General features: G+C 65.2%; 12 protein-coding genes. 1 reads left to right on the top strand and 11 read right to left on the bottom strand.

Annotated features, from left to right (window positions below; translation table 11 throughout):
* The first annotated feature begins 3 nt into the window (after positions 1 to 3).
* Positions 4 to 1,560 (top strand): hypothetical protein, encoded by a 1,557-nt coding sequence (locus tag AAFG13_RS33980; protein WP_342709482.1) that lies wholly within the window; start codon positions 4 to 6, stop codon positions 1,558 to 1,560.
* Positions 1,561 to 1,589: 29 nt separating this feature from the next.
* Here AAFG13_RS33980 and AAFG13_RS33975 read toward each other — a convergent pair whose 3' ends face one another.
* From AAFG13_RS33975 to AAFG13_RS33925, 11 genes are all read right to left on the bottom strand, one after another.
* Positions 1,590 to 2,792 (bottom strand): ABC transporter substrate-binding protein, encoded by a 1,203-nt coding sequence (locus tag AAFG13_RS33975; protein WP_342709481.1) that lies wholly within the window; start codon positions 2,790 to 2,792, stop codon positions 1,590 to 1,592.
* 53 nt (positions 2,793 to 2,845) lie between these two features.
* Positions 2,846 to 3,547 carry an SDR family NAD(P)-dependent oxidoreductase gene (locus AAFG13_RS33970; RefSeq protein WP_212313045.1) on the bottom strand — a complete coding sequence of 234 codons (702 nt, stop codon included), beginning with the start codon at positions 3,545 to 3,547 and terminating at the stop codon, positions 2,846 to 2,848.
* Positions 3,548 to 3,586: 39 nt separating this feature from the next.
* Positions 3,587 to 4,393, bottom strand: a complete 807-nt coding sequence (locus tag AAFG13_RS33965) for a glutathione S-transferase (RefSeq protein ID WP_342709480.1) — start codon at positions 4,391 to 4,393, stop codon at positions 3,587 to 3,589.
* A gap of 26 nt (positions 4,394 to 4,419) precedes the next feature.
* Complete coding sequence (locus tag AAFG13_RS33960; RefSeq protein WP_342709479.1) at positions 4,420 to 5,580, bottom strand: iron-containing alcohol dehydrogenase; 1,161 nt, start codon at positions 5,578 to 5,580, stop codon at positions 4,420 to 4,422.
* Positions 5,581 to 5,621: 41 nt separating this feature from the next.
* Positions 5,622 to 6,395: an enoyl-CoA hydratase-related protein gene (locus AAFG13_RS33955; RefSeq protein WP_342709478.1), complete on the bottom strand. Its 774-nt coding sequence runs from the start codon at positions 6,393 to 6,395 to the stop codon at positions 5,622 to 5,624.
* A gap of 12 nt (positions 6,396 to 6,407) precedes the next feature.
* Positions 6,408 to 7,418: a nitronate monooxygenase family protein gene (locus AAFG13_RS33950; protein WP_342709477.1), complete on the bottom strand. Its 1,011-nt coding sequence runs from the start codon at positions 7,416 to 7,418 to the stop codon at positions 6,408 to 6,410.
* 21 nt (positions 7,419 to 7,439) lie between these two features.
* On the bottom strand, positions 7,440 to 8,627 hold the full coding sequence (locus AAFG13_RS33945; RefSeq protein ID WP_342709476.1) for an acetyl-CoA C-acyltransferase: 1,188 nt from the start codon (positions 8,625 to 8,627) through the stop codon (positions 7,440 to 7,442).
* Between the two features lie 15 nt (positions 8,628 to 8,642).
* Positions 8,643 to 9,773, bottom strand: a complete 1,131-nt coding sequence (locus AAFG13_RS33940) for an acyl-CoA dehydrogenase family protein (protein WP_342709475.1) — start codon at positions 9,771 to 9,773, stop codon at positions 8,643 to 8,645.
* Between the two features lie 71 nt (positions 9,774 to 9,844).
* Positions 9,845 to 11,026, bottom strand: coding sequence for an acyl-CoA dehydrogenase family protein (locus tag AAFG13_RS33935; RefSeq protein ID WP_342709474.1), 1,182 nt, complete (start codon positions 11,024 to 11,026; stop codon positions 9,845 to 9,847).
* Between the two features lie 12 nt (positions 11,027 to 11,038).
* Positions 11,039 to 11,776 carry an SDR family oxidoreductase gene (locus AAFG13_RS33930; protein ID WP_092116714.1) on the bottom strand — a complete coding sequence of 246 codons (738 nt, stop codon included), beginning with the start codon at positions 11,774 to 11,776 and terminating at the stop codon, positions 11,039 to 11,041.
* Positions 11,777 to 11,824: 48 nt separating this feature from the next.
* On the bottom strand, positions 11,825 to 13,372 hold the full coding sequence (locus tag AAFG13_RS33925) for an AMP-binding protein (protein WP_342709473.1): 1,548 nt from the start codon (positions 13,370 to 13,372) through the stop codon (positions 11,825 to 11,827).
* Positions 13,373 to 13,415 lie beyond the last annotated feature (43 nt).

The following is a 13,415-nucleotide window of genomic DNA, read 5'->3' as shown; positions in this document are numbered from 1 at the left end:
GCCATGATTATCGAGTTTCGCTGCGATCGCGCGCAGCCGCGGCTCTGGATGAGCCGCGAGTCGCTGCGCGTCAACGATCAAGATATTCCCGTTCAAATCGCCTGGACCACGACGCCGGAGCCTCGACCCGCCGGCCTCGACATGCTGTTCGAGCTCGAACGCATCGTCCTGCGCAAGGGCAAGACCGGCGAAGCCGACCGGCTGAAGGCGATCCCGGAGCGTCCGCGCGCCGGCAACCCCGACGTGGTGGTCGACTTCACCAGTGCCGCACGGGACCCGAACTGCTCCGCCAAGCTCTATCTCCGTCCACGGTTCAACGGGCACGCGGGAGAAAGTGCAGTACTTTCGGCCATTCTCGCCGGCGATCTGCCGGTGATCGAAATCGTCAATGAGCTCGACGGCTCGGTGCTGGACCGCGGTCATCCCTCGGCTGAAATCGCGGCCGGCCTGAGCGGCGGGCTCGAAACGGTGATGGCACGCACCCTGTCGATGCTGCCGCCGATTCTGTCGGGGGCTCCGCGGTTGGTGCCGCAATTGGCTGCCTCGGCGAATGGCAGCGTACCGCGAAATCCGGCGCCCTTTGTCATGCGTGGCGTGGCGACTTCGATCGCGAAGGAAATCTATCGCCTGTGCTGCTACGCGCCGCACTGGCATGTCGGCTGGCGCTTTGCCGACAACACGGATATCTGGCGCACCGGCGACCTGTCGGGACCTGCCTGGAACGTGCTCGGCGATGCCGGCAACCACTTTTATGCCGATCCTGTCCCGGTGAAATGGCAGGGCAGGACGTTCGTGTTCTTCGAAGACCTCGACCACCGGACCGGCAAGGGCATCATTTCCGCGATCGAATTCGACGGCAGCGGGCCGATCGGCACGGTGATGCCCGTGCTCGAAGAGCCCTGGCATCTGTCCTACCCGTTCCTGATCGAGGATAGCGGCGAGCTCTGGATGATCCCGGAAAGCACCGCGCATCGGGACGTTCCGATCTACAAATGCATCCGCTTTCCGGACAAGTGGGAGCGGCACTCAACGCTGCTGTCCGGTCTCGAACTTGCCGACGTGACGATCACGCAGCACAACGGCCTCCACTACATGTTCGGGGCCTGGCGCGACGGCACCGGCGGATACTCCGACACGCTCGCGATCTATTACGCCGGGCAATTGCTCGGCCCCTGGGAACCGCACGCGGCCAATCCGATCCTGATGGATCGCGCGACCACGCGGCCGGCGGGCAACTTCGTGACCGTCAATGGGAAGCTGTGGCGGCCGGTGCAGGACTGCACCAACGGATACGGCGCGGCACTCGGCCTCGCGGAAGTGCTCGAATTGTCGCCGACGACCTACAAGCAGGCCGTCCGGCATCTGCTCAGGCCCGGGCCGCTATGGAGCGGACGCAAGCTGCACACGCTCAACCGGTGCGGTCAGCTCGAGGTGATCGACGGCTCGCGGGTGCAGCCGAAGACCACGGCGTTGCTGGCGAGCCTGCGGTCGAGCGATCGCTCATCGCAATGGGGCTGGCATAGCCCGCTGGCGAAGCCGATCGCACGACGGCTCCACTAGCGCGATGCGTTGGTTATCCCGGTGACGGCTCAGTTCGGCTCGGCGCTCAGCACGCCGCCGAACTGCTCCCACGAGCTCCCTGTCCAGCGCTGCAGCTGAAGCTGCGTATAGGCCATGCTGTTGTCCGGCCCGGTGTTGACCGTGATGCCCGGCATCAGCGTCGGCAGCACAAGCCCCTTGATGTTGCGCGCCTGCCTCACGATGTTCTCGCGCGACAGGTCGTCGCCGCACTGTTTCAGCACCTGCTCCAGGATCTGGCCCTGCTGGGTCCCGAACAGATAGTTGCTGTCGCCGATATCGGCACCGGGAAGATACTTCTCGAAATGAGCGCGATACCATTTGATGCCGGGATCGTCGGCCCACCTCTTGTCGTTCGGATCCTTCGCGATCGTCGCCACGACGACGCCCACCGCCTTGTCCGCTCCGGCCGGCACGATGGTCGAGGACACCGAGCTCGACACGTAATTCACGATGGTGAGCGGTGACCAGCCGATCTCGCTCGCCTTCTTGATCGCTTGCGCGGCGAATTTCGGCGTACCCGCGATCAGGAATGCCTGGGCGCCCGACGCCTTCAGCGTCACGACGCGTGACTCGATCGTGGGCTCGGTGACCTCATACGGAGATGTCACCACCTTCTTGTCGAACTCGCCCTTCAGGGTTTCCTTGAACGCGGCCACGAAGTCACGGCCGAGATCGTCGTTCTGGTAGAGGATCGCGATCTTCGCGTCGGGCGCCGTCTGAGCAATATACCTGGCGTAGATCTTTCCCTCGGTGTTGTAGCTGGGCAGCCCGGTGGTCGTCAGCGGAAACTCGGCGAAGTTCGCAAACTTGGTCACACCGCTGACGACGAAGAGGTGCGGCACCTTCTTCGCGGTCACATACTTGATGGTTGCGCCGATGCCGGGCGTCCCCAGCGGGCTGAACAGGAACGCCACCTCGTCGCTCTCGATCAGCTTGCGGGTCTGCTCCACCGCCTTGGGCGGCGAATAGGCATCGTCATAGGTGATGAGGTTGATCTTGCGGCCGTTGATGCCGCCGCGATCGTTGACGGAATGGACGTAGGCGATGAGGCCCTTGCCGGTATTGCTGAGCGGGGATGCCGGGCCGCTGAACGGGAATGTCGCCCCGATTCTGATTTCCGATTCCGAGACGCCGGGCGTTTCGGCGCGGACCGCAGTGGCGGCAACGGCCACGAGCAACGCAATCGACACAGCAAACGGCTTCAACGACATGAATTCCCCCTGAGCTTATGAATTGAACGGCGCTTGCGACCGCCGCGCGACGTCTACCAGGCTTCGCCGAACGGCCTGATCTCGACGTTGAACGACCACGCGCTGCGGTCCTGATGGGCGACGTGCCAGACCTCGTCCGCAATCGCCCGCGGCTTGATGAAGAAGTCGTCCGGCCGCTCCGGCCAGCGCTTCCGCGTCCATTCCAGGTCGATCACCGCGTCGATCACGAGATAGGCGACGTGGACGCCTTGCGGCCCGAGGTCACGCGCCATTGCCTCGGCCAGAATGCGCTGCGCCGCCTTGGTCGGCGCGAATCCCGCGAAGCCGGCCTTGCCGCGCAATGCCGAGGTGTTGCCGGTCGCAACGATGGCGCCCTTGCCGGCGCTGATCATCGCCGGCGCAAACCGCCGCGCCAGGTACAACAGGCCCATCGTGTTGACCTGGAAGTTGCGATTGAGAATCTGCGGATCGATCTCGCGGAAAGTGCCGAACGCGCCGCCGACGGCGTTGTGGACCACGACAATGGGATGGCCGAGATCGCGCTCCACCGCCGATGCCACCAGCTCGACCTGCACCGGATCTGACACGTCGCATCGATAGGCCTTTGCCCCCGGCAGCTGCTTCTCGAGCCCGGCGAGGCGCTCCTCGTTCCGGGCGAGAAGCGCGACCCGATAGCCGCCTTCCGCGAACCTCCTGGCGAGCGCCGAACCGGTGCCGGGCCCAACGCCGGATATCAGACAGACGGGTGCGGTCATGCAGTCAATCCTCCGCGTTGCGGCCAATCGTTCTCGAGATCAGGCCGCTGCCTTCGACAGCAACTTCTCGACGTAAGGCTTGAGGTCCGGCCTGATGTGCTCGTGCCCGACCAGCCGGGCGAAGTGCGCGAACATCAGCGGATATTCATCCCTTACCCCCGGGTGCAGAATTCTCTCCAACCCCTGCTTGCGCAATTGCTCGGTCCGCGCATGCTCATTCATGAACAGTGCGAGTTCGGCGGCAAGGCAGATGTCGGCAATCGAGATGCCGTTCCCGACCAGCGCCTCTCGCCGTGGCGACAATGCCTGCTCAATCCCCGAGGCATAGATCGCGAACGCGTCCTTTGCGCGCGCGTGAATAGCGGCATCGACCGTGCCGCCCGACAACGCCAGCAGATAGATCTGCGTATCCCGCGCAAAGACCAGGCTGACATCGAGGAAACTGTCGATCCTGGACGCCTCATAGGCGTCACGTCCGTAGAGCGGGAACGCCGCCTCACCGAGCCGTGCCACCGCGCGCATGATGCTGTTCGATTCGAAGATCCCGACCTTGCCATCGGCGCCGAACGCGGCCGGCACGTTACCGAACGGCTGCGCTTCCATGAACGCATCGGTCTTGAAGAGCTGCGCGCCCGTCAGTCCGACCCGGCCGGTTCGCGCCAACGACGACAGCGCAGCGCGTTCCTGCTCGGTAAGAGGATGGGCATCGTAATCCCACAGCCAGTCGCGCAATTCCTTGCCGGAGGCGCCCCTGACCTCAACGTCGACGCCGCAGAACCGCGCGGCAATGGTTGCCTTCCAGACCCGCGGGTTCGGCAGATAGGAGAAGATGCGCAAGGCGGCCATGGTGGGCTCCTCCAGGTGCTGTTGCTTCAGGCGGCCAACTGCAGGATCTTAACGACGTCGCCTGGCTCGCGGATCGGCTGCGGGTTGGCGCGGGTGAAGATCGACAACATGGCGTTCCGGCCGATCAGCTCGAAGCGATCTTCACCGACTCCGACATCGGCAAGCCGCCGCGGCAGGCCGAGCTCCGCGATGAAGCCGGCGAACGCCTCGCTCGCGTCGCGACCGGGCGCGCCGAGCGCGGCGGCAATCGCTTGCTGGGCCGCTTCCGTCGCGGGACGGTTGTAGCGCAGCACGCTCGGCATCATCACCGCCGTGCAGAAATAATGCGGCACGTCGCAGGTACCACCGAGCACGTGGCCGATGGCGTGGCTTGCACCCATGAGCACCCGCGACTGCAAGCCGAAGGCCGACAGCCACGAGCCGAGCTGGCAGCTCAGCCGCGCCGCCTCGTCGTCGGGATTGGCCTTGGTGCGTAGTAGGCCGTGATGCAGATAGCGCAGCCCCTGCTGGCACACCGCATCGACCAGCACATTGGGCCGGCTGGAGCAGATCGCCTCGATGCCGTGGTCCATCGCGCGCGTGCCGGAGCCGAGCCAAAGCTTCTCCGGCGTATATTTGGTAATCGCGGGATCGAGGATGATGCTGCGCGGCATCATCATCGGGTGATTGAAAATCTGCTTCAGCTTGCGGCTGGTGTCGGTGACCAGCGCACCGGAATTGTACTCGCCGCCCGAAAGCGTGCTGGGGATCGCGATCATCCGGACTTTTGGCGTGCGGAACGGTCCGAACCGGCGGTCCGGCGTGGTCTCGAAGCCGTCGAGGCCATCAGGTTCGAAGATCTCGTGCTCCATGCACATCAGCACGATCTTCGCCGCATCGACCACCGAGCCGCCGCCGATGGCGACCACGAGGTCCGCCTTGGCTTCGCTGGCCTGCCGCGCGATCTGCGTCACCACATCGCGCGTCGTGTGCTGCGGCACGCCGTCGAAGGTCGCAGCATGGCGATCGCCGAGTCCTTTGCGGATCTTCTCGATCTCGTCGGTCGTGGTGTTCAGCGTCCGGCTGGCGATCAGATAGACGCGCTTCGCGCCCAGCCGTTCGGCCTCCTCGCGCAGCGCCTCGGCTGCCGGCTTGCCGTAGATCACGGATTCCATGCTGGGATATTGATGGCTGCCGACGACGCCCATGCTTTCCACTCCCTCGATGTATCCGTGAACTCCCGGCGGCTTCAGGCCGACAGTTTTGTGAAGTCCGGTTGGCGCCGTTCGGCGAACGCGGCAAAGGCCTCGCGCGCTTCGGGCGTCGTCAGGCGCTGCTTGAACAGCACGCCTTCCGCGGCGATCTGGGCCGCGATCCGCTGCTGCTCGCGCATCAGCTGCTTGGTCATGCTGAGCGAACCGGCCGGCCGCCTGGTCAGCGCAACTGCCGCGTCATGCGCCTTCTTGCGCAGATCGGCCTGCGGCACCACGGCGTTGGCGAGGCCGGATGCCAGCGCGCCCGCCGCATCCATCGGCTCGCCGAGCGCGAACATCGCATAGGCGCGCGCATGCCCGATCCTGAGCGGCAGCAGCCAGCTCGACGCCGCCTCCGGCACCAGAGCGAGATTGACGAAGGGCGTGATCAGCCGCGCGGTCTCGGCGACATAGACCAGGTCGCAATGCAGCAGCATGGTGGTCCCGACGCCGACCGCATTGCCCTGCACGGCCGCGACCAGCGGCTTGCCGACCTTGCTGATGGTTTCGATGAAGCGATGCGCGGGGCTATCGACTGCGCTTTCGCCGCGCGCCTGGCTCGCGAAGTCGGCTAGGTCGTTGCCCGCGGTAAAGCTGTCGCCGTCGCCCTGGAACAGGATCACGCGGACGGCTGGATCCGCCTCGGCCTGCTTCAGCGCGTTCGACATCGCGTCATACATGGCGCCGGTCAGGGCGTTCTTCTTCTCGGGCCGCTGCAACGTCAGCGTCATGACGCCGGCAGCGATTTCGACTTTGACATGCTCGGTCATGGCACGCTCCCGTCAGGCGACCGCGCGGGCCGCCGTGGTTTCAAACCTGCCGTCGAGGAAGCCGGTCAGCCGCTGCCGGATGATCGCTTCGGCCTCGGTCATGATGCGGTCGATCAGCTCCTTGACGGTCGGGATGTCGTGGATCAGGCCGACCACCATGCCGCAGCTCCAGGCGCCGGCATCCATCTCGCCGTCGATCATCACCTTCGGGTAGACCCCGGCGACCTGCTCGTGGATGTCCTCGATCTTCAGTTTGGCGCCCTTCTCGCGCTCGATCTCGAGCAGCTCATCGACGCCCTTGTTCTTCAACACCCGCTCGGTGTTGCGCAGCGCCCGCATCACCAGGCGCGTATCGAGCTCGTCGGCATCGAGCAGCGCCTGCTTCACATTGGCATGGACCGGCGCTTCCTTGGTCGCGATGAAGCGCGTGCCCATATTCATGCCGGCCGCGCCCATCGATAGCGCCGCGACGAGGCTGCGCGCATCCGCCATACCGCCCGAGGCCACGAACGGGATCGTCAGCTCGTCCGCCGCGCGCGGCAGCAGGATCATGTTCGGGATGTCATCCTCGCCGGGATGGCCGCCGCACTCGAAGCCGTCGACGCTGACCGCGTCGCAGCCGATCTTCTCGGCCTTCAGCGAATGCCGCACCGAGGTGCATTTGTGGATCACCCTGATGCCGGCGGCCTTGAGCGCCGGCATGTACTGCTCCGGGCTGCGGCCCGCGGTCTCCACCGCCTTGACGCCGCCCTCGCGGATAGCAGCGATATATTCGGGATAGGGCGGCGCTGTGAAGCTCGGCAGGAAGGTGAGGTTCACGCCGATCGGCTTGTCCGTCATGTCGCGGCAGCGCGCGATCTCCTTCGCCAGCAGCTCCGGCGTCCGCTGGGTCAGGCCGGTGATGATCCCAAGGCCGCCGGCGTTGGACACCGCGGCCGCCATCTCGGCGAAGCCGACATAATGCATGCCGCCCTGGATGATCGGATGCTGGATGCCGAACAGTTCAGTGATTGCTGTCTTCACAAGTCTCTCCCGCGTTTCCGATCAGTGGACGATTTCGAACAGGCCCGCCGCGCCCATGCCGCCGCCGATGCACATGGTCACCACGCCGTATTTCGCCTTGCGCCGCCGGCCCTCGATCAGGAGGTGGCCGGTGAGCCGCGCGCCGGTCATGCCATAGGGATGGCCGATCGCGATCGAGCCGCCATTGACGTTCAGCTTGTCCGGATCGATGCCGAGCTTGTCGCGGCAATAGATCACCTGCACCGCGTAGGCCTCGTTGAGCTCCCAGAGATCGATGTCGTCGATCTTCAGATTATGCCGCTTCAACAGCCGCGGGATCGCGGCGACCGGGCCGACGCCCATCTCGTCCGGCTCGACGCCGGCGGCGACGAAGCCACGGAAGATGCCGAGCGGCTTCAGCCCCTTCTGCGCGGCAATCTTGTCGCTCATGATCACGCAGGCCGAGGCGCCGTCAGAGAGCTGGCTGGCATTGCCGGCGCTGATGGTCTTGCCCTCGAACACCGGCTTGATCTTGGCGAGCCCGTCCGCCGTGGTATCCGGCCGCGGGCCTTCGTCCTTCGCCAGTGTCACTTGCTGAAAGCTGACTTCCTTGGTGTCCTTGTTGACCAGGGCCATTTTGGTCGCGAACGGCACGATCTCGTCGTTGAAGCGGCCGCCTTGCAGCGCGGCGCCGACGCGGCGCTGGCACTCGAGGCTGTACTCGTCCTGCTTGTCGCGGCCGATCCCGTAGCGCTCGGCGACGACTTCGGCCGTCTCCAGCATCGACATGTACATCTCGGGCTTTATCGCCATCAGCTCGTCGTCGACGGCGTGGAACCGGTTCATGTGCTCGTTCTGCACCAGGCTGATCGACTCGATGCCGCCGCCGATCGCGATCTCGACGCCGTCTGATATCACCGAACGCGCCGCGACAGCGATCGCCTGCAAGCCGGAGGCGCATTGCCGGTCGATGGTGGTGCCGGCAACCGTCACCGGAAGTCCGGCGCGGATGGCGCCCTTGCGCGCAACGTTCATCACCATGGTGCCCTGCTGCATGGCGCAGCCCATCACCACGTCCTCGACCTCGCCGGGCGCAATGCCGGCGCGCTTGACGGCTTCGGCCATCACGTGGCCGGCCAGGGTCGGGCCGTCGGTATTGTTGAGCGCGCCGCGATAGGCCTTGCCGACGCCGGTGCGCGCGGTGGAAACGATGACTGCATCCTGTGACATGCTTGCCTCTCTGGCTTATGCGACCGCGTCGAGCTGCGCGAAGCGCAGCACGTGATAGGCGGGATCGCCGAACTGGATGTTGATGGAGGAAATCCGCTTGAAGTAGTGGCCGACATTGAGCTCGTCGGTCATGCCCATGCCGCCGTGCAGCTGTACCGCCTGATCAGCCACGAACTTGCCGGCATAGCCGATCTTGGACTTGGCGCCCGACGCCAGCCGGGAGATTCCCGCCTCGTCGTCGCTGAGGCTGAGGCTGAGATGCTGCATCAGGGACAGCGCCTCCTGATGCGCGATGAACATGTCGACCATCCGGTGCTGCAGCACCTGGAAGCTACCGATCGTGACGCCGAACTGCTTGCGCGTCTTGGAGTAGTCGAGCGTCGCGTCGTTCAGCTCGCCGATCGCGCCGACCGCTTCGGCACAGAGTGCGCCGATGGCGCGGTTGCGGCAGGCTTCCAGCGCGGCGACGCCCTCGCCTTCCCTGCTCAGCAATTCTCCGCGTACGCCGCGCAGGCTGATCTCGGCCGCCCGGCGGCCATCGATCGTCTTGAAGCTCTGCAGATCGAGGTTGGCGGCGCGGCGATCGACCACGAACAGGCTGACGCCGCCGCGATCGTGACGATGGCCCGAGGTGCGGGCGGAGACGATCAGGTGATCCGCCCAGGGTGCGGCCATCACCGCCGTCTTCTCGCCGGTCAGGACATAGTCGTTGCCGTCGCGGCGCGCTGTCGTGGTGACCGTGGCGAGATCGAAGCGCGAGCCCCTCTCGGTCCACGCCAATGCCCAAAGCTTGGTCCCCGCGATGATGTCGGCGATGTAGGCCTGCTTCTGCGCGTCGGAACCTGCCTGCTCGAGCAATCCACCCGCAACGACAACAGTCTCGACGAACGGCTCGACCACGAGATGGCGACCGAACTCCTGCATGATGATCATGGTCGACAGCGGCCCGCCGCCGAGCCCGCCGACGGCTTCGGAGAATGGCGCGGCGAACAGACCAAGCTCGGCGAACTCGGCCCAATGCTTGCGGCTGAAGCCGTCCTCGCTCGCGACGATCTTGCGGCGCGCATCGAAGTCATACCGTTCACGCAGCAGCCGCTGCACGCTGGACCGCAACAATTCCTGCTCTTCCGTGAACTGGATATCCATCCGATCCTCTCGTGCCGCTGTTGCTAAAGCGCGATGCGATGCGCTTTGGCTCCCTGTCCAAGCTTCATGCTCTAGAGACCAAGCACCGCCTTCGCGATGATGTTGCGCTGGATCTCGTTCGATCCGCCGTAGATCGAGAGCTTGCGCGAATTGAGATATTTCTCCGACGCCGTGTGGCCGTAGTCCGGACCCGGCATGAAGTGATTGGCGCTGACCGGATGCTCGCGGATCGCAAGGCCGTCATTGCCGATCGCCCGATGCGTCAGCTCGGTGATGTCCTGGAATATCTCGGTGCCGCGGATCTTGAACAGCGAGGCCGCTGGCCCCGGATCGATGCCGCGGGCCATCTGCGCGACGACCCGAAGCTCGGTCGCCTCCAGCGCCAGCACGTCGAGCTCGACGCGGGCGATATCCCTGATGAATTCGAGATGCGCCGGATCGTCTTCCGGGATCTCGGCCTTCACGATCTTCTTCAGCCGCGCGATGTAGCGCGTCGAGCGGCCGATTCCGGCCATGCTGGTGCGCTCATTGCCGAGCAGGAATTTGGCGTAGGTCCAGCCCTTGTTTTCCTCGCCGATCAGGTTCTCGACCGGAACGCGGACATCCTCCAGGAAGACGTCGTTGACTTCGTGCGAGCCATCGATGGTGATGATCGGGCGCACCGTCACGCCCGGTGACTTCATGTCGATCAGCAGGAACGAGATGCCGGATTGCGGCTTGGCGGCCGGATCGGTGCGGACCAGGCAGAAGATCCAGTCGGCGTGCTGAGCCAGCGTGGTCCACGTCTTGTGCCCGTTGACGATATAGTGGTCACCGTCGCGCACCGCCTTGGTGCGAACGCTGGCGAGGTCGGAGCCGGAGCCCGGCTCCGAATAGCCCTGGCACCACCAGTCCTCGCCGGACAGGATGCGCGGCAAGAATTTCTTCTTCTGCGCATCGTTGCCGAACGTGTAGATGACAGGGCCGACCATGGTGACGCTGAACGCCAGCGGCGGCATCGTGCCGGCGCGCGTCGTCTCCTGCTCGAAGATGAAGCGGCGGGTGATCGACCAGCCGGGCCCGCCATATTCCCTGGGCCAGAGCGGCGCGATCCAGCCCTTCTCGTGCAGGATGCGATGCCAGAGCAGCATCTGCTCCTTGGAGAGATCGGTCTCCGGATTGGGGACGCGCATCTCCGCCGGATAATTGTCCTTGATGAATGCGCGGACTTCGTCGCGAAACGCCGCGTCTTCAGGAGATAGCGCGAGCTCCATCTGCCGTGCTCCCTACCACTTCTCGCCGAAGGGCCGGATTTCCAGCTCGAAGGTCCAGGCGCTCTTCGGCTGCTGGTAGAGCTGCCAGTAGGACGTGGCGACCGAAGCGGGCGGCATCAGCAGGTCCGGATTGTCGAGCGCGTTCGGGCCGAGCGCCTCGATGCGGCGTTGCCGCACCCATTCGGTGTCGACGCCGGAATCGATGATCAGATGCGCGACGTGGATGTTCTTCGGTCCAAGCTCACGCGCCATCGCCTGCGCCACGGCGCGCAGGCCGAACTTGGCGCTGGCAAAGGCGGCATAACCGCTGCCGCCGCGCAGCGACGCGGTCGCGCCGGTGAAGAAGATGTTGCCCTCTCCACGCGCCGTCATCAGCCGCGCCGCCTCGCGCCCCGCGAGGAAACCGGAGTAGCAGGCCATCTCCCAGACCTTGCGGAACACGCGCTCGGTGGTCTCCAGGATCGGGAAGTTGACATTGGCGCCGATGTTGAAGATGCAGACCTCCAGCGGCGCATGCTTGTCGGCGTCGTTGAGGAAGGAGATGATCTCCTCTTCCTTGCGCGCATCGAGTGAACGCGCGTGGATCTCGCCGCCGGCGGCCTCGATCTCCTTGACCAGCGGCGCGAGCTTGTCGCCGTTGCGGCGGCCGGCGAAGACCGTGAAGCCTTCGGAGGCGAACTTCTTGGCGATCTCGCCGCCGATGAAATCACCGGCACCAATGACGGCGACCGTCTTGTTTCTCTTCTGCATGGTGTACTCCGGTCTTGTTTGAGTGAACTGGCTTGCGGCGGCTCAGCCTCAGCTGCGCAGCGACTCCGCGAGCTTGTGCTTCAGGAGCTTGCCCGTCGATGTCGCGGGCAGCGCGTCCATCAGGATAATCTTGGATGGGCGCTTGTACGAGGTGAGTTGCGGGGCAATATGGGCCATCAGGTCCTGCACGGTGGCCGTCGAACCCTTGATCAGCTGCACAAACGCGATGATTTCCTCATTGCCCTCGACCGGCCGGCCGACCACGGCGCACTGCACAACGGCGTCGTGCGTGCTCAGCACAGCCTCGATCTCGGCCGGATAGACGTTGAACCCGGAGCGGATGATCATCTCCTTGGTGCGCCCGACGATGTAGAGAACGTCATTCTCGAAGCGCGCCAGATCGCCGGTGTTGAACCAGCCGTCGGGATCGATCGCCTTGGCGGTCAGATCAGGCGCGCGGTAATAGCCGCGCATCACGTTAGGGCCGCGAACATGCAGCTCGCCGACTTCGCCCGATGCAACCGGCTTGAGGTCGCGGCTGACCAATTTCGCCTCGAGGCCAGGCATCACGGTGCCGACCGCGTGGTCGGCCCGCGGGTTATCGGGCCGGACGCCGGAGATGCCGGGCGAGCATTCGGTGATGCCGTAGCCGTTGAGCAGCGGCAGCCCGAGTTCCTGCTCGACTCGGGATTTGAGCTCGAGATCGAGTGGCGCGCCGGCCACCGAGATCACGCGCAACCGGCCGCGATCGAGCTTCGGCAGGCCGGCGTTGCGCCGGTATTCGAGCAGACGCTGATAGGTCGCGGGCACGCCGTTCAGGATCGTGATGCCCTCCTCGGCCATCGCCCTGACCAGCGCGGCCGGATCGTACTTGGCGACCAGGCGCACGGTGGCGCCGACCATCAGGGTCATCGTCAGCAGCGAGATGCCGACGATATGCGAGATCGGCAGCACGCAATATTGCACGTCGTCGGCCGCCATCTTGCGGAAGCCCGCGGTGCCCCGGGCGCTGAACAGGAGATTGCGATGAGTCAGCATCACGCCCTTCGGCGTGCCTGTGGTGCCGGACGTGTAGATCAGGACCGCGACCTGGTTGGCGCCGTCGGCCTCGACCGGCTCGGCCGTGGTCGCGAGATTCAGGCCGGTGACGGCAACGCCACGGAGCGGGCCGACATCCTGCACGGCAGCCTCATAGCGCGCGGCATGGGTGGCCGCCTCTTGCGAGACGTCAGCAGTCAGCAGCACGCGGCGGGCGCCGCTGTGATCCCTGATCTGATCCAGCTCCCGCGGCGACAGCCGCGGATTGACCACGATCGACCAGACGTCCAGCCGGCTCGCCGCCAGCAGCAGGCAGGCCAGCGGAATCGAATTCTCGCTCACGATCATCATGCGGTCGCCGGCGCGGATGCCGAGCCCCTGCAAGGCCTCGGCGACACGGCCGACCGTTCGATCGAGCTCGCGATAGGTCAGCCGCCCCTTGTCGTCGATCAGCGCCGGATGATCCGGCGTCGCCGCGACGTGGTGATCGATCACCTCGTGGAGGCGGTTCGGCAAGCCTTCCACACTTCCTTCGATAATCCGGATCGGCGCCTGCACTCAAACCTCCCTGTCGCTGCCCTTCGGGCTTGTGTTGAGGAAT

It is taken from the genome of Bradyrhizobium sp. B124 (assembly GCF_038967635.1).
GTDB lineage: Bacteria > Pseudomonadota > Alphaproteobacteria > Rhizobiales > Xanthobacteraceae > Bradyrhizobium.
Note: the sequence above shows the minus strand (reverse complement) of the source record. Positions and strands in the feature narration are given on the sequence as shown.